Below are 16,494 nucleotides of genomic sequence, written 5' to 3'. Positions count from 1 at the left end.
CCGAGATTTCCCGCCGGGTGACCTCGCGGGTCGCCCACCTGGTGGTGATCGACGTGCTGGCGATGGGCGTGGCCATGGCCCGTGGCCCGAGCCTGGTCAACCACCTCAAGAGCGTCAAGCGCAGCTTGCGCAGCCTGCGGCTGTCGCCCAAGTCCGTCAAAGCCCTCGACGACTGACCCAAGGTGGCACTCGGTCAACTGTGAGAGCAGGCAAGCCAGCTCCCACAGATTTGCTCGGTGTTGCACCGGCAAGATTCATCGTCCTGTAACCCGCGTGCCGCCAAACCGTCATCCCCCGCGCCCATCCTGAACTCCCCGTACTCGCATTGGGAGACTCGAAATGGCCCGGCACTACGAAGACAGCACGAGCACCGTCAAAACCCGTCGTCAGCAGGAAGACCAGCGCCGCATGGCGTTCCGTCGTGCAATTGAAGACCGTTGTGACCAGCGTCAACTGCTGCAGAGCATCAGCGACTATCCGGAGCTGCACTGGCAGGCGCCCGCGGCTGCCCAGCGAAGCGTTCAGCCAGCACGCTGATCTGCACCCGCTCGTTGCGGATAAAGCCCAGGAACGCATGGGCCACCGGTGACAGGCGCTTGGCCTTGGCCTGCACCAGGCACCAGCTGCGGTACAGCGGCAGCTCTTCCACCGGCAACTCCTTGAGCCCGCCGGTGGCCAGCTCCAGGTTCAGGGCGTGGCGCGTCAGCAGCGCCACGCCCAACCCCGCCACGACGCACTCGCGCTGTGCCTCGGCCGAGGCCACTTCCACCGTCTGGGTGAAGTGCACGCGCTTTTCCTTGAAGTACTCCTCGCAGGCCAGGCGCGTCCCGGAGCCCGGCTCGCGCAGCAGCAAGGTGTAGGGTTCCAGATCCTGCAGGCGCAATGGGCCTTGCAGGTTCAGTGGGTGGTCCGGCGGGGCCACCGCGACAATCGGGTTGTTGAGAAAGGGCAAAAACTCCAGGCCCATGTCCTGCGGCACCATGGACATGATCACCAGGTCGTCACGGTTGTCCGACAGCCGGCGGATCACCTGGGCGCGGTTGACCACCGTGAGGTGCAACTGCACCTCGGGATGCTGGCGCTTGAAGGCGGCGAACAAGTGCGGCACGAAGTATTTGGCACTGGACTCCACCGCCAGCTTCAATTGCCCCTGCAGCGAGCCCTGCATGTCCGAGAGCTGCATATCAAGGTTTTCCAGGCGCCCGAAGATGTCCCGGCTGGCCCGCTGCAGGGCTTCGGCGGCTTCGGTCATGTAGAGCTTTTTGCCCACGTAGTCGAACAACGGCTGGCCGACCAGCTCTTCGAGCTGGCGAATCTGTAGGCTGACGGCGGGTTGTGTAAGGGACATTTCCTCGGCAGCGCGGCTGTAGGAGCGCAAATCGCAGACTTCATTGAAGATCTGCAATTGACGTAATGTCATACGCATCAGTGACTTACGCATAATTCAAAGCGGCTCGCAGGGGGCTGTGGGGTCAACTATAAGTCTTTACTTATACACAACCCAATAATTATTGATTTTTGTTAATCCCTAAGTGCGCATAGTGTGTGTCTGGCGACTGACCTGAAACATTTAGTCACGCGCCGACCTGGTCTAGCAGGTCGAAGAACGCAGCAATCGGCTCAAGGGAATTTCCAAGTGATAACAAAGATCCTGATCGCCAACCGTGGTGAGATTGCCGTCCGCATTGTGCGGGCCTGTGCCGAAATGGGTATTCGTTCGGTGGCGGTCTATTCCGACGCTGACCGGCACGCCTTGCACGTCAAGCGCGCCGATGAGGCCCACAGCATTGGTGCCGAGCCCCTGGCCGGTTACCTGAACCCGCGCAAGCTGGTGAACCTGGCTGTGGAAACCGGCTGCGACGCGTTGCACCCTGGCTACGGCTTTCTCTCGGAAAACGCCGAACTGGCGGACATTTGCGCCGAACGTGGAATCAAATTCATTGGTCCATCGGCCGAAGTCATTCGCCGCATGGGCGACAAGACCGAAGCGCGCCGCAGCATGATCAAGGCCGGCGTGCCGGTGACGCCGGGCACTGAAGGCAACGTCGCCGACATCGCCGAGGCGCTGACCGAAGGTGACCGCATTGGTTACCCGGTGATGCTCAAGGCCACCTCCGGTGGTGGCGGTCGCGGCATTCGTCGCTGCAACAGCCGTGAAGAACTCGAACAAGCCTTCCCCCGCGTCATCTCCGAGGCCACCAAAGCGTTTGGTTCGGCGGAAGTGTTCCTGGAAAAATGCATCGTCAATCCCAAGCACATCGAGGCGCAGATCCTCGGCGACAGCTTTGGCAACGTGGTGCATTTGTTCGAACGTGATTGCTCGATCCAGCGTCGTAACCAGAAACTCATCGAAATCGCCCCCAGCCCCCAACTGACCCCCGAACAGCGTGCCTACATCGGCGACCTGTCGGTGCGTGCAGCCAAGGCCGTGGGCTATGAGAACGCCGGCACCGTGGAGTTCCTGCTCGCCGAGGGCGAGGTGTACTTCATGGAGATGAACACCCGGGTGCAGGTGGAACACACCATCACCGAAGAAATTACCGGCATTGATATCGTTCGCGAGCAGATCCGCATCGCGTCCGGCCTGCCGCTGTCGGTAAAACAGGAAGATATCCAGCACCGTGGCTTTGCGTTGCAGTTCCGTATCAACGCCGAAGACCCGAAGAACAACTTCCTCCCAAGCTTCGGCAAGATCACCCGTTACTACGCCCCCGGCGGCCCCGGCGTGCGTACCGACACGGCAATCTACACCGGCTACACCATCCCACCGTTCTACGACTCCATGTGCCTGAAACTGGTGGTATGGGCGTTGACCTGGGAAGAAGCCATGGACCGCGGCCTGCGAGCCCTGGACGACATGCGCCTGCAAGGCGTGAAGACCACCGCCGCCTACTACCAGGAAATCCTGCGCAACCCGGAATTCCGCAGCGGCCAGTTCAACACCAGTTTTGTGGAAAGCCATCCTGAGCTGACCAACTACTCGATCAAGCGCAAACCCGAAGAGCTGGCCCTGGCCATCGCCGCCGCCATCGCCGCCCACGCAGGCCTGTGAGGAATATAACAATGAGCAAGAAGATCTTCGTTACCGACACCATCCTGCGCGACGCCCACCAATCGTTGCTGGCTACCCGCATGCGCACCGACGACATGCTGCCGATTTGCGACAAGCTCGACAAAGTCGGCTACTGGTCCCTGGAAGTCTGGGGCGGCGCGACCTTCGACGCCTGCGTACGCTTCTTGAAAGAAGACCCGTGGGAGCGCCTGCGCAAACTGCGCGCCGCGTTGCCCAACACGCGCCTGCAAATGCTGCTGCGTGGGCAGAACCTGCTGGGCTACCGCCATTACAGCGACGACGTGGTCAAAGCCTTCGTGGCAAAGGCAGCGGTAAATGGCATCGACGTGTTCCGTATCTTCGACGCCATGAACGACGTGCGTAACCTGCGCGTGGCCATCGAAGCGGTAAAAGCGGCCGGCAAACACGCCCAGGGGACCATCGCCTACACCACCAGCCCGGTGCACACCATCGAGGCGTTCGTGGCCCAGGCCAAGCAGTTGGAGTCCATGGGATGCGACTCCATTGCGATCAAGGACATGGCCGGCCTGCTGACCCCGTATGCCACTGGCGAACTGGTCAAGGCGCTGAAGGCCGAGCAGAGCCTGCCGATCTTTATCCACTCCCATGACACCGCCGGTTTGGCCGCGATGTGCCAACTCAAGGCTATCGAAAACGGTGCCGACCATATCGACACCGCCATCTCCAGCTTCGCCTGGGGCACCAGCCACCCGGGTACCGAGTCGATGGTCGCCGCCCTCAAAGGTAGCGAGTTCGACACCGGCCTCGACCTGGAGCTGTTGCAGGAGATCGGTCTGTACTTCTATGCCGTGCGCAAGAAGTACCACCAGTTCGAAAGTGAATTCACCGCCGTCGACACCCGCGTGCAAGTCAACCAGGTGCCGGGCGGGATGATTTCCAACCTGGCCAACCAGCTCAAAGAGCAGGGCGCTCTCAACCGCATGAGCGAAGTGCTGGCAGAGATCCCACGGGTACGTGAAGACCTCGGCTTCCCGCCGCTGGTCACGCCAACCTCGCAAATCGTCGGCACCCAGGCGTTCTTCAACGTGCTGGCCGGCGAGCGCTACAAGACCATCACCAACGAAGTGAAGCTGTACCTGCAAGGCGGCTACGGCAAGGCGCCGGGCACGGTGAACGAGAAGTTGCGTCGCCAGGCCATCGGCAGCGAAGACGTGATCGACGTGCGCCCAGCCGACCTGCTCAAGCCGGAAATGACCAAGCTGCGTGGCGAAATCGGCGCGTTGGCCAAGTCCGAAGAAGACGTGCTGACCTACGCGATGTTCCCGGACATCGGCCGCAAGTTCCTTGAAGAGCGCGACGCCGGCACCCTGGCCCCAGAAGTATTGCTGCCGATCCCGGAAGCCGGCGGCGTGGCCCGTGCCGGCGGTGAAGGTGTGCCGACCGAGTTCGTGATCGACGTGCACGGCGAAAGCTACCGCGTGGATATCACCGGTGTTGGCGTCAAGGCCGAAGGCAAGCGTCACTTCTACCTGTCCATCGACGGCATGCCGGAAGAAGTGGTGTTCGAACCGCTCAACGAATTCGTCGGCGGCGGCACCAGCAAGCGCAAGCAGGCCAGCGAGCCGGGCCATGTGAGCACGGCGATGCCGGGCAATATCGTGGATGTGCTGGTCAAGGAAGGCGACGTGGTCAAGGCCGGCCAGGCTGTGCTGATCACCGAAGCGATGAAGATGGAGACGGAAGTGCAGGCGGCCATCGCCGGCAAAGTCACCGCCGTTCACGTAGCCAAGGGCGACCGGGTCAACCCGGGTGAAATCCTGATCGAAATCGAAGGCTGATCCCCAGCCTTCGAGACTACCGCTTAATCCTCGGGGGGGCATGTGCCCCCTTTTTTTTCGTCTGCAAACCGTGCGAAATCAGAACGTCAGGGTCCATTGGCCCATCACGGCCTGGTTGCTGCTGCGCGCGCCAAAATCGCCGGTGTAGGTCAGGCCCACGCTCTGGGTGGTCGATACGCCCAGCCCCAGCCCGGCTTGCAGGGCCATGCTATTGCGGTCCAGGGCAGTGCCCTCGATGGTGAAATCGCTGTTGAACACCGACCTGTCCACCCAGGCCGAGGACTGGCGCACGCGGTTGCCGACATCGCCATACAGGTGTTTCCAGCGGGCGCTGAAATGGGGTTTGAGGGGCATCTGGTTGTCCAGGGTATAGAGGCTGGTCATGCGCAGGCCGAAGGTGCTGCTCAGGTTCTGCTGGGTCTGCTCGCCGACACTCAGGGCGCTGAGGCCGCCTTTTTCCTTGAAGCGCTCGCGCTGGTAGCGCTGATAACCGATGCCCGCGAACGGTTCGACGGTAAAACTGCCGTGGTCCGCGCGATAGCCCATTTCGCTGAAAACCGTCTGGCTTTGCGCGGTGTACTTGCCCTTGAGTTGTTCGCGATGGTCGATGAAATCAAAATCCACGCTGCGCTTGTTCAACCCGGCGTGGTTGCTGTGGATCGCCCCCAGGCGCAAGGCCAGCGGCCCATCTTGGCGCACCGCGTAAGCCCCCAGGTGCCAGCTGTCGAGCGCGGCCTTGAAGCGTTTGGCGCTCAGGTCACTGGTCGTCTTGGCCCCCATCACACCCATGCGCCAGGCGGGGTCCACGGCCCAATCGGCGCCCAGCACCACGCCCTGGTTACGCTGTTGCAAATCGCCACCGCCGTGCTGGCCGTCCAGGCTGCCGGCGTTGCCCAGGCCCTGTAGCCAGACACGACCGTTGGCATCGCCGCTCACGTCGCCCATGGCCGCCAGCAAACTGCTCTGCAGTGGCTTCAGGCTGTTCTGGGTGGCGCTGCCCAGGTTGGCGTTCTGGCTGGCAGCCAGTTGCTCCAGCACCGCGCCGATTCTTCCAGGGGGCAGGTTGCCCATATAGCGGGCGTCATCTGCAATCAGATACTTTTCTCGCGCGCTCAGGTCGCCCGACTCCAGCAACGCATCCACCGCACGGTCCAGCACCTGGGCCACAGCCCGGCCATTGTCGGTGGTGGCGTAGTCAATGAAATAAAAAGGACTGGCCGGTTCAGGTTCGCTGGGCGGCGACCCCATATCCCCGCGTGCAGCGGCCAGTTGAAGGCTCAACGCACTCAGCGCGAAAGTGATGACAAGGGCGAGTCGCTTGGATGTGCAGGGCATAGGTCCGAACCTCTGAGATGTGAGGCGGGAAATTTAGCGAGGCGCTGGAGGGATAACTGTCAGGGTAAGCGTTTGCGGTTTGCGGGAGAGATCTTCAGTGCCAGGTGAATAAAGGCGTAAGGGTTGTGGCCTGGAGGAAGGTGTATTTTATTGGATACACGCGCCTTGTTCATCGAGAGTGTGGAGCAGGGCCTGGCCGAAGGTACCCTGCAGGTCGGCGAAGCCGTGCGCCGGCTGCGCGTGGAGGTCACCGGCCTGCACCAGACTCCGTTCGCCAGGATGTGCAGGATTTCCCTGCGCACCCTGGTGCATATCGAGCACGGTGAGGGCAATCAGACGCTCAAGTCGTTGAACGCTGTGTTCCGGCCGTTCGGCTTGCAGATGGGCGTGGTCAAGGTTCGGCGTCCGTTGAGCTGAACGTCAGCCCCGGCATTCAGTCAGGGTTTTCGCCTGCCCATCGGCCGTCTGGTTAGCCTCCCCAAGCCAGGCCTCAAACCCGGCGCCGACCTTCGGCCATTCTCCATCGAGGATCGAGTACCACGCCGTGTCGCGGTTCTGCCCCTTGACCACCATATGCTGGCGGAACACCCCTTCAAAACTGAACCCCAGGCGCTCGGCTGCGTATTTGGAGCGGGCGTTACCGTTGTTGCACTTCCATTCCAGGCGCCGGTAGCCCAGCTCAAACGCGTGCCGGGCCAGCAGATACACGGCCTCGGTGCTTTTCGGTGAGCGCTGCATTGGGGCGCCGAAGGTGACGTGGCCGATTTCGATGCGGCCCTGGGCCGGGACGATCGACATCAGGCTGAGGATGCCCTGCACGTCGCCGCTGGCGCGGTCGATCACGCTGAAAAAGTACGGATCGCTATTGGCCGCATGGTTGTTTAGCCACGCATCAAAAACGGCGCGCTCGGTAAACGGGCCGTAGGGCAAATAGTCCCACAGCTTGGGGTCGGCACCGGGGCCCTGGAGGGCTTGCCACAGGCTATCGGTGTGGCGGGCCGGGTCGAGTTTTTCCAGGCGGATAAAGCGCCCTTCGATCAGTTGGGCGGTGGGCGCCGGGGCGCCTTTCCAGTCTGCGAGTGAGGTCGACATGCTGTGCTCCTTAAAGGCCTTTGCGAAACTGGATAAAGCCGGGACGTTCGGCGATGCGTTCGTATAACGCAATCGCAGTGGCATTGGTCTCATGGGTCAACCAGTGGACCTTGCAGCACCCCTCGGCCTTGGCGGTGGTGTAGACGAATTCGATCAATTTGCGACCAACTCCGGCACCGCGCTGGGCGGCGTCCACGAACAGGTCTTGCAAGTAACAGGAGCTTTCGATGCTCCAGTTGGAGCGGTGATAGATGAAGTTGACCATACCCACCGCCTTGCCGTCCTGCCAGGCCAGGGCCGAATGGGTCGGCTCGTTGCGGTCGAGCAGGCGTTGCCAGGTGCTGGTGCTGACGGCGTCCGGCAACTGCGTGTCGTAGAAGCGCAGGTAGGCCTGCCACAGTGGCAACCAGGCAGCGTGGTCGGCGGCTTGCACCCGGCGGATGTCGATCTGGCTCATGAAGGCTCCTTGGGAATGAATCGGGCGAGGGTTTGGTCACGCACGTCAAAGCTTGCGGCCAGCCCTTCGCGTACGCCGGCGATATCCGCCGCACTGCGGTTCTGGCTGAGCTTGCGCTTGCCTTGCAGGCGCTGGATCGGCAGGGCGAACCCGACGATGGCTTTGAGCATGCCGTCGATGTAGTCCACCGGAGCATCGCTGACTTTCCACGGTTGGGCGCGCCCGTTTTCGTGGCGGTCGGTCAGGGCGCTGACCAGTGTGAGCAGGCGCTCGGCATCGGTGAACACCTCGGCCTGGCCATAGGCGTGGACCGCCAGGTAATTCCAGGTGGGCACCACTTTGCCGTGTTCGGCCTTGGCCGGATAAAACCCTGGGCTGACATAGGCCTCGGCACCGGCAAAAATCACCAGGGCCTCGCTGCCGTTCTGCAGGTCTTGCCACTGGCGATTGGCCTTGGCCAGATGGCCGTAGAGGGTGCCATTGGGTCCTTCATCAGGGTTGAGCAGCAGCGGCAAATGGCTGGCCTGCAGGCCGTGCTCGCCAAAGGTCACCAACTGCGCCAGGCGCGTGTGCCGGATCAGTTGCTGCAGTTCGGGCAAATCGTCGAGGGCAAAGGCGCGAGGCGTGTACATAAATATTTTCCTTGGCGAATGCCTGCATCCTAGGCAGGCTAATGGTCTGTTGTAAGAGCCATCTCAGGCCAATTTCATAGGTCCAATATGTCGCCCATGTCATTCAACCCTGCGGGTATTGAGCTGGATCGCCGTCAGGGCCTGACACGCCAGCTGTACGAGGCCCTGCGCCAGCGGGTGCTGGATGGGCGGCTGGCCAGTGGGACCCGGCTGCCCGCCAGCCGGGATCTGGCGGCGGCGTTGTCGATTTCCCGCAACAGCGTGGTGCGGGCCTACGATCAGTTGTATGCCGAAGGCTTTATCGAAGGACGGGTGGGCGATGGGACCTATGTGGCGCAATTGCCCACCACCGACCCGGGCACAAAAAAATTATCCACAAAAGTGTCCACAGGGTTATCAACAGGCTTATCCCCAGCCTTATCCACAAAACCCGCAAATATAACTGGGAATTTATCCAGTGAAGTTATCCACAGTCCCGCTCTGGGTCGTCTGGAAAACAACCATTTACCGCTGCCACCCAGTGGCCCTCCACGGGCTTTTCGTGTCGGTGTACCGGCCTTCGATCTGTTCCCGTTTGACGTCTGGGCCAAGCTGAATGCGGCTTTTTGGCGCAAGCCTGACCTGCAACAACTGTGTTACGGCAACCCGGCGGGGGATGAGCGATTGCGTGGGCTGATCGCGGCTTACTTGCGCAGCTCGCGAGGCATGCAATGCACCGCTGAGCAAATTGTGATCACCAGCGGCGCGCAACAGGCAATCAGCCTTTGTGCACAGCTACTGGTGGGCCCCGGGGATAGCGTGGCAATTGAAAATCCCGGCTACCGGGCGGCAGGGCATGCGTTTGCCAATGCCGGGGCAAAACTCCAGGGCGTGGGGGTGGACGCAGAGGGCATCGACTGCACGGCATTGAGCGCGCTCAACGACTGCCGCCTGGCCTATGTCACGCCTTCCCACCAGTACCCGACGGGGGTGGTCATGAGCCTGGCCCGGCGCCTGGAGTTGCTGGCCTGGGCCGAGCGCACGGGCGGCTGGATCATCGAGGATGACTACGACGGTGAGTACCGTTACAGCGGCGCGCCCCTGGCACCGCTGGCGGCCCTGGATCGCAGTGATCGGGTGCTCTATGTGGGGACTTTCGGCAAAGTCGCGTTCCCGGCGTTGCGCCTGGGTTATCTGGTGTTGCCGCCGGGCTTGGTGAGCGCCTTCACCCAGCGGCGCGCCGTGGACGTGCGGCATTCGGAGGTCAGCACCCAGGCGGTGATGGCCGAGTTCATGGCAGCGGGGCACTTCCAGCGGCACATCCGGCGCATGCGCCGCGCCGCCTTGAGTCGTCGCAATGTCTTGCTGGCCGGTTGGCCCGACGACGTGCCTGGCGTGGGTAGCCTACCCGGTGTCGCGGCAGGCTTGCACCTCACAGTACGGGTGCAAAGCCTGGCCCGTGAGGCGCAGTTAGTCGCCCAGGCCCTGGCAGCGGATGTAGAAATCAACGCCCTGAGCAGCTATTGGCTGCCCGACACCCACTCGGCACCGGCCCAGCGCGCCGGCCTGGTGCTGGGGTTTGCCGCCGTGCCCGAAGCGGCTATCGCCCAGGCCCTGGCGCGGCTGCGCAAGGCCTGGCGGGTGGGATGATCTGGGCGCGCGATCGCTTTCGGTGAGGTGGCGCCGGGGCCGGAGAGGGTGCTCCCCGGCCATGATTGCTCAGGTCCCGGACTTGATCTTGGTCCAGGCGCGGGTCCTGGCGCGCTCGGCGTCACGGGCCAGCGGCTTGAGGGTGTAGAGCGTGGCCATCGCCGCCTCGGTCGGGTACAGGTTAGGGTTGTTGCGGATCGCCGGGTCCACCAGCCCGGTCGCGTCCTTGTTCGGGTTGGGATAGCCGACAAAGTCGCTGATGGGCGCAATGACCTGGGGTTGCAGCAGGTAATTGATAAAGGTGTAGGCGTCCTGCGGGTTTTTCGCGCCCTTGGGAATGGCCAGCATATCGAACCAGATCGGCGCGCCCTCTTTGGGCAGGCGCATGTCGACAATCACCCCGTTCTTGGCTTCCCTGGCGCGGTTGGCCGCCTGGGAGAAACTGCCGGAGTAGCCGACGGCCACGCAAATGTCACCGTTGGCGATATCGGCCATGTACTTGGAGGAGTGGAAGTAGGTGATGGAGGGGCGGATCTTCATCAGCAACGCTTCGGCTTTTACATAGTCCTTGGGGTTGCTGCTGTTGGGGTCCAGGCCCAGGTGCTGCAAGGCCAGGGGCAGGATTTCCGATGGCGAATCCAGCAGCGCGACCCCGCATTGCTTGAGCTTGCTGATGTTCTCGGGCTTGAAGATCAAGTCCCAGCTGTCCACCGGCGCGTCGGCCCCCAGCACGGCCTTGACCTTGTCCGGGTTAAAGCCAATCAGGATGGTGCCGTACATATAGGGCACGGCGAATTTATTGCCCGGGTCGTTGGCTTCAATCAACTGCATCAGCTTGGGATCGAGGTGGTTCCAGTTCGGCAACTGGCTGCGGTCCAGGGGTTGGAACACCCCGGCCTCGACCTGCTTGGCCAGGAACACGTTGGACGGCACTACCACGTCGTAGCCGGAGTTGCCGGTCAGCAGCTTGGCCTCCAGGGCCTCGTTGGTGTCGAAGATGTCGTAGATCAGTTTGATCGCCGGGTTCTGGGCCTTGAAGTCGTCCAGGGCCTTGGGGGTGATGTAGTCGAACCAGTTATAGACCCGCAGGGTTTTTTCTTCGGCGTGGGCGGCGGTGCTCAGCACGGCGGCACAGAGCACAAGCGACTTGAGCATGTTCATTGGGCAGCCCCCTCAAAACCTTCGAGAACGTTGACGGCATTGATGCCGATTTCTTCCACCGCATAGCCGCCTTCCATCACAAACAGCGTCGGCTTGCCCAGGCGAGCGATACGCGCACCCATGGCCAGGTAGTCCGGGCTGTCGAGCTTGAACTGCGAGATGGGGTCGTCCTTGAATGTGTCGACGCCCAGGGACACGACGATGATGTCCGCGTCATAGCCTTCGATTGCCTGGCAGGCCTGCTCCAGTGCGGCGCTCCAGGTGTCCCAGGCGGAACCGGCCGGCAGTGGGTAGTTGAAGTTGAAGCCTTCACCGGCACCGTCGCCCAGCTCATCGGCGTAGCCGAGGAAAAACGGAAACTCTGCCTCCGGATGCCCGTGGATCGAAGTGAACAGCACGTCACTGCGCTCATAGAAAATCGACTGGGTGCCGTTGCCGTGGTGGTAATCGACATCGAGGATCGCGACCTTTTTGTGGCCCTGATCGAGAAAGGCCTGGGCGGCGATGGCGGCGTTGTTGAGGTAGCAATAACCGCCCATCAAGTCACTGGCGGCATGATGCCCCGGCGGGCGGCACAGGGCGAAGGCACTGTGGGCACCGTTTTGGATCGCGTGTTGTGCGGTCAGCGCGACCTGCGCTGCGCTGTAGGCGGCTTGCCAGGTGCCGGCGGTGATCGGCGCACCGCCATCGAAGCTGTAATAGCCCAGTTGACCATGCAGGCTGGTGGGCAATACGCGGCGCAGGGTGCGGGCGGGCCAGGTGTAGGGCAGCAGGTCACCGTCCTGGCCGAAGGCCGTCCAGCGTTGCCATGCCCCTTTGAAAAACTCCAGGTAGTCGCGGCTGTGAATACGTTGCAGCGGCGCCAGGCCAAAGTCCTGCGGCGCTTGCACCGGGCCCAGTTCACGGTCCTTGACCCGTTGCAGCACATGGTCGGCGCGCGAAGGCATTTCGAAGCAGGGCATCAACTGGCCGTCCATCAATTCGCAACGGCCATGGTGCAGGTGGTGATCGTCCGAGTAGATCGTCAGCATTTTTATTGTTCTCCGCAGGCAGGTTGGGATGCCTTGCAGTGTTGCGGTGTACGCAGGTTTGGAGAACGGCAGGAGCGGCCAAAAGGGGATAAATATGGCCAAATTGTCTGTCCGAAATTCGCCCCTACATGGGGCGTCATGCTCGAAATTGACTCGGCGCTACACCGCTCCAGCGTACAAAGGCATGCCGGAAGCTCGCGGTCTCACTGAAACCCAACTGCTCGGCGATGCGGTAGATCGGCCACTGGTCTTGCGCCAACAGTTGCTTGGCGCGCTCAAAGCGCAGTTCGTCCAGCAGTTCCTGGTAGCTGCAGCCCAGGTCATGCAGGTGCCGGCGCAGGGTGCGGGGTGAACAGTTCATCTGCTGGGCCAGGCCATCCAGCCCGGGGGCGGCGTGCAGTTGCGCCGCGAGCAACTGGCGCACCCGCCCCAGCCAGGCCTCGCGCCCGGTGAATTCGGTGTTCTGTTTGCGGCAGCGCTCGGCCATTGCCCGGTGGGTCACCGTGTCGGCCAGGGGCAACGGTTGGGCGAGCCAGCGTTGGTCAAAGGCGAACGCATTGGCAGTGGCCTGGAATTGCAGCGGGCAGTCGAAACACTCGGCGTAGCGCGCCTGATAATCCGGCGCGGCATGCTCAAAGCGCGCACCCAGCAGCGGCAGCGGGTGGCCGAGCAAGTCGTCGCAGATTACCTTCAGCGATCCCAGGCACAGCTCCACATTGAAGGCGGTCAGTGCCGGGCTTTCGCGGTAATCGCTGGCGGTGAACCAGATACGCTCACCGTCTTGCTCCAGGCTCAGCTCGAACAGTGTTCCCAACAGCGCCGGATAACGCAGGGCCAGGCGCAAAGCGTCACCGAAAGTGGCACTGGTGAGCAGCGCATAGCCGAGCATGCCGTAGGCCGATACGTGCATCCGTCGCCCCACGATCAGCCCGATATCACGCTGCAAGGCCACGGCATTGGCGCACACCTGCATTTCCTGGTGCGTGGCGATGCGTGTGTCGGCGCGGCTCAAGTCCGCCGCACAGATGCCACTGCCGGCCAGCAGCGCTTCGGCGGGCAAGCCTTCGGCCTTGAAGGTGCTGAGCACCAGGGAAACGGCATTGAGGGTGGTGAGGTGGGAGTGCAGCATGGGAACTTCCAGCCAGGGGATGGCTGGAAGTGGAGCAAGTTATATGCCGCTCAGCTCAGTTCGCCGCACAGGTCCAGTTCGACCAGGCGCCGTACTGCGTCGTTGGGCAGCCCGGCGCCGAGCAGGGCTTGCAGCTTGCCGAACACAGCTTCGCGGGTCATGCCGCCACCGGACAACACGCCGACCCCACGCAAGCGGCTGCCCGCTTCATACACGTCCAGTTCCACGCCACCCTCATGGCATTGGGTGATTGCGACCACCACCACGTCCCGATCCAGCGCGCGCTGCAGGCTGGCAAGGAACGCCGGGTTATCGCTGGGCCCGGTGCCGCTGCCAAAGCATTCGAGCACCAGCGCCTGGATGCCGCTGGCGACCAGGGCGTCCAGTTGCCCGGCATCAATGCCCGGCACCAGCGGCAACACACCGACATTGGCCAGGGCCTTGGGCTGTCGGTAGTCCAGGGCGGCGGGCAGGGCCTGGGCCTTGGCCACGCCACCGTTGCGCTGCAGTGCAGCAAAGGGATGGCGGCCAAAACTGCGGATTTTCGCGCAGCGGGTCGGCGCCATCAGTGCGCCGTGGAAGTACAGGTGCACACCGGGCGCGAGGCCTTCGCCCAACGCTGTCAGGGCGCCGCTGACGTTTTCCCAGGCATCGCTGTCAGGCACGCCGGCCGGCAGCATTGAACCGGTGAACACCACGGGCGCCGGTAGGCCCAGCAGTTGGAAACTCATGGCTGCCGCGCTGTAGGCCAGGGTGTCGGTGCCATGCAAAATCAGCACGCCATCGCAGCCCTCGTCGACAGCCTCGACCACGGCGCTGCGCAGGTGCTGCCAGTAGGCGGGCGTCATATTGGCGCTGTCGATCAGCGGCGACATTTCCCGAAAGCGCCAGGCTGGCGCTGGCAGGTGGGCAAGTTGTTCGCGCATGCGCGCTTCAAAGCCCGAAGCGGGCGCCAGGCCGTTGGCGCTGGCCTGCATGCCGATGGTGCCGCCGGTGTAGAGCACCATGATGGTGTTAGCTTTGGACATCGAAGAATCTCCTGAACGAAAAACGCCGCCGGGCCCAGAGCATGCCCAAGGCCGGGCGGCGTGTCATCTATCTAGGCTCAGCGTTGCACTTGGGCGTTCAGTTCAGCAGTCGCTTGAACCGTTGGCTCCGGCTGCACCGGGTTGGCCGGCCAGGCCTTGCGGTCCAGGTCCAGGTCAGGGAACTGGCTGGAATCGAACACCGGGGTCTTGATGCCCGCCGCGCGCTGGCTGTCGTAGTCGTTGAGGATGCGCATAGCGATCTTGAACAGGAACGCCAGGGCGAACAGGTTGACGAACGCCAGCATGGTCATGGTGATGTCGGCGAAGGCGAACACGGTGCTCAGGTTCTCGATCGAACCCCAGAAGATCAGCACCAGCACCAGCGCGCGATAACCGATCAGCACCTTGCGGTTGTTGCCCACCAAAAAGCGCAGGTTGCTCTCGCCCAGGTAGTAGTTGTACATGATCGAGGTGAACACGAACAACGCCAGGGCCACCGAGATAAACATCCGGCCCCAGTCACCGACCACCGCCGCCAGGGAGTTCTGGGTCAGGGCAATGCCGTCGCCTTCAAAGCCTGGGGTGTAGAAGCCCGAGAGCAGGATCAGCAGGGCGGTGCAGGTGCAGATGATGAAGGTGTCGAGGAACACGCTGAACGCTTGCACCACACCTTGGGCGACCGGGTGTTCCACCGAGGCCACGGCTGCCACGTTGGGCGCGCTGCCCAGGCCCGCTTCGTTGGCAAACACGCCGCGCTTCACACCCATGATGATCGCGCTGCCCACCAGGCCGCCGAAGGCCTGGTCCAGGCCAAAGGCGCTCTTGACGATGGTCGCGAGCATGGCCGGTACCTGGTCGAATTGCAGCACGATCACGTAGACCGTCACGGCGATATAGACCAGGGTCTTGACCGGTACCAGCAGGTCGGCAATCGAGGCAATGCGCTTGATCCCGCCGATAAACACCAGGCCCAGCAACACCGCCAGCGCCAGGCCGGTGTAGGTGGTGTCGAAGCCAAAGGCGTTGTTCAGCGAGTGGGTCACGGCATGGGCTTGCAGGCCATTGAAGGCGAACCCGAAGGTCACCAGCAGCAGAAACGCCATGACCATCCCCAGCCAGCGTTTTTGCAGGCCGTGCTGGATGTAATAGGCCGGGCCGCCACGGTAGGTGCCTTCGGCGTCGGTACGTTTGTAGAGCTGGCCCAGGGAGCACTCGATAAAGCTCGAGGACATGCCCACCAGCGCGGTGACCCACATCCAGAACACTGCGCCCGGGCCGCCCAGGGTCACGGCGATGCCGACCCCGGCGATGTTACCGGCACCCACCCGCCCGGCCAGGCTGAGCATCAGCGCCTGGAACGAGCTGAGTTGGCCGGCACTGCTTTTCAGGCTGTCGCGAAACACCGCGAACATATGAAAGAAGTGACGAAACTGAACGAAACGCGAGCGGATCGTGAAGTAACCACCGAGCCCGACAATGAGCACGATCAGTACTTTTCCTGAGAGGAAGTCGTTGATGACTTCTAGCATGGAGTATTCCTCGCTGTTTTCTGTAAAGGCAAAAGCCGGACGGCTCGACTCCACACCATTTCGCAGACAGCACGATAGGTGGGGCGAGGGCTCGTCCCGGTTCCATGTCGCGGGTTGTTATTAGTTCGGCGTTCGCATGCGGCTGACGATCGTGCATGCGAAGAGGGGCGGCACTATACCTAGGTGTGCGCCAGCCGTCTGCAAGCAGCGCAATTGAGCGAGGAATGGTCGAGTGTCACACTGACCTAATGTGGGAGCTGTTGAGCTTTGGTGAGGCTGCGATGGGCATGAGTCTTTACACAACTCTTTTCTCTGGTGCTTCTTGGGTTTGTGTACATATCCGTTGCTGCGGTCACGGCCACTTAGGGTTCCGCCCTTACGGCGGGTCACTTTTGGAAAAGAGCCCCAAAAGTAACCAAAAGGGCTCTTGCCCCACCACTCGGCACCTCGCCTAGGCTCGGTGTGCCCGTCATCCGACATTGATTTGGGGGGCCGCCGCGATGGGCCATCCATGGCCCAGCGCGGCTAACCCGGCGTCCTGCCGGGTTACCCCCCAAATCAATATCGGATGACGGCCAGCGTGGTTTAACGGGGCGCCT

15 protein-coding genes and 1 pseudogene are annotated in these 16,494 nt (G+C 62.4%); 6 read left to right on the top strand and 10 right to left on the bottom strand.

What is annotated here, in order from left to right; translation table 11 throughout:
• Positions 1–176, top strand: a pseudogene (locus HBR94_RS28035) (transcriptional regulator); the annotation flags it as partial.
• A 163-nt stretch (positions 177–339) separates the two neighbouring features.
• Positions 340–537: a hypothetical protein gene (locus tag HBR94_RS28885; RefSeq protein WP_057444237.1), complete on the top strand. Its 198-nt coding sequence runs from the start codon at positions 340–342 to the stop codon at positions 535–537.
• On the opposite strand, the gene HBR94_RS28030 is transcribed toward HBR94_RS28885, so the two are convergent.
• On the bottom strand, positions 467–1,441 hold the full coding sequence (locus HBR94_RS28030; protein ID WP_057440568.1) for a LysR family transcriptional regulator: 975 nt from the start codon (positions 1,439–1,441) through the stop codon (positions 467–469). The genes HBR94_RS28885 and HBR94_RS28030 overlap by 71 nt on opposite strands.
• Positions 1,442–1,636: 195 nt before the next feature.
• On the opposite strand from HBR94_RS28030, the gene HBR94_RS28025 reads away from it, so the two are divergent.
• Both HBR94_RS28025 and oadA read left to right on the top strand, forming a co-directional pair.
• Positions 1,637–3,052 carry an acetyl-CoA carboxylase biotin carboxylase subunit gene (locus tag HBR94_RS28025; protein ID WP_029290035.1) on the top strand — a complete coding sequence of 472 codons (1,416 nt, stop codon included), beginning with the start codon at positions 1,637–1,639 and terminating at the stop codon, positions 3,050–3,052.
• Between the two features lie 11 nt (positions 3,053–3,063).
• On the top strand, positions 3,064–4,872 hold the full coding sequence (gene oadA, locus HBR94_RS28020; protein WP_115129316.1) for a sodium-extruding oxaloacetate decarboxylase subunit alpha: 1,809 nt from the start codon (positions 3,064–3,066) through the stop codon (positions 4,870–4,872).
• A gap of 78 nt (positions 4,873–4,950) precedes the next feature.
• On the opposite strand, the gene HBR94_RS28015 is transcribed toward oadA, so the two are convergent.
• Positions 4,951–6,207 (bottom strand): autotransporter outer membrane beta-barrel domain-containing protein, encoded by a 1,257-nt coding sequence (locus tag HBR94_RS28015; protein ID WP_170045887.1) that lies wholly within the window; start codon positions 6,205–6,207, stop codon positions 4,951–4,953.
• 150 nt (positions 6,208–6,357) lie between these two features.
• Between HBR94_RS28015 and HBR94_RS28010 the strand changes: the two genes are divergently transcribed.
• Complete coding sequence (locus HBR94_RS28010; RefSeq protein WP_170045886.1) at positions 6,358–6,624, top strand: transcriptional regulator; 267 nt, start codon at positions 6,358–6,360, stop codon at positions 6,622–6,624.
• A 3-nt stretch (positions 6,625–6,627) separates the two neighbouring features.
• Here the strand turns inward: HBR94_RS28010 and HBR94_RS28005 are convergent, their stop codons facing one another.
• The 3 genes from HBR94_RS28005 to HBR94_RS27995 are packed head-to-tail and all read right to left on the bottom strand — an operon-like array spanning position 6,628 to position 8,388.
• Positions 6,628–7,299 (bottom strand): GNAT family protein, encoded by a 672-nt coding sequence (locus HBR94_RS28005; protein WP_057440566.1) that lies wholly within the window; start codon positions 7,297–7,299, stop codon positions 6,628–6,630.
• A 10-nt stretch (positions 7,300–7,309) separates the two neighbouring features.
• Positions 7,310–7,756 (bottom strand): GNAT family N-acetyltransferase, encoded by a 447-nt coding sequence (locus HBR94_RS28000; RefSeq protein ID WP_057440565.1) that lies wholly within the window; start codon positions 7,754–7,756, stop codon positions 7,310–7,312.
• Positions 7,753–8,388 carry an FMN-binding negative transcriptional regulator gene (locus HBR94_RS27995; RefSeq protein ID WP_057440564.1) on the bottom strand — a complete coding sequence of 212 codons (636 nt, stop codon included), beginning with the start codon at positions 8,386–8,388 and terminating at the stop codon, positions 7,753–7,755. The genes HBR94_RS28000 and HBR94_RS27995 overlap by 4 nt, the downstream gene beginning before the upstream one ends.
• 87 nt (positions 8,389–8,475) lie before the next feature.
• Between HBR94_RS27995 and HBR94_RS27990 the strand changes: the two genes are divergently transcribed.
• A complete protein-coding gene (locus HBR94_RS27990) occupies positions 8,476–10,017 on the top strand; it encodes a PLP-dependent aminotransferase family protein (RefSeq protein ID WP_170045885.1) in 1,542 nt (513 codons plus the stop codon).
• A gap of 69 nt (positions 10,018–10,086) precedes the next feature.
• Here the strand turns inward: HBR94_RS27990 and HBR94_RS27985 are convergent, their stop codons facing one another.
• From HBR94_RS27985 to HBR94_RS27965, 5 genes are all read right to left on the bottom strand, one after another.
• Positions 10,087–11,178 (bottom strand): polyamine ABC transporter substrate-binding protein, encoded by a 1,092-nt coding sequence (locus tag HBR94_RS27985; RefSeq protein ID WP_057440563.1) that lies wholly within the window; start codon positions 11,176–11,178, stop codon positions 10,087–10,089.
• On the bottom strand, positions 11,175–12,209 hold the full coding sequence (locus tag HBR94_RS27980; protein WP_170045884.1) for a histone deacetylase family protein: 1,035 nt from the start codon (positions 12,207–12,209) through the stop codon (positions 11,175–11,177). The genes HBR94_RS27985 and HBR94_RS27980 overlap by 4 nt, the downstream gene beginning before the upstream one ends.
• A 136-nt stretch (positions 12,210–12,345) precedes the next feature.
• Complete coding sequence (locus tag HBR94_RS27975; RefSeq protein ID WP_057440561.1) at positions 12,346–13,338, bottom strand: AraC family transcriptional regulator; 993 nt, start codon at positions 13,336–13,338, stop codon at positions 12,346–12,348.
• A 50-nt stretch (positions 13,339–13,388) separates the two neighbouring features.
• Positions 13,389–14,366, bottom strand: a complete 978-nt coding sequence (locus HBR94_RS27970) for an asparaginase (RefSeq protein WP_170045883.1) — start codon at positions 14,364–14,366, stop codon at positions 13,389–13,391.
• A gap of 77 nt (positions 14,367–14,443) precedes the next feature.
• Positions 14,444–15,895 (bottom strand): alanine/glycine:cation symporter family protein, encoded by a 1,452-nt coding sequence (locus HBR94_RS27965; protein ID WP_169960426.1) that lies wholly within the window; start codon positions 15,893–15,895, stop codon positions 14,444–14,446.
• Between the last annotated feature and the right edge of the window lie 599 nt (positions 15,896–16,494).

This window comes from Pseudomonas sp. WS 5412 (genome assembly GCF_012985615.1).
GTDB classification, from domain to species: Bacteria; Pseudomonadota; Gammaproteobacteria; order Pseudomonadales; family Pseudomonadaceae; genus Aquipseudomonas; species Aquipseudomonas shahriarae.
Note: the sequence above shows the minus strand (reverse complement) of the source record. Positions and strands in the feature narration are given on the sequence as shown.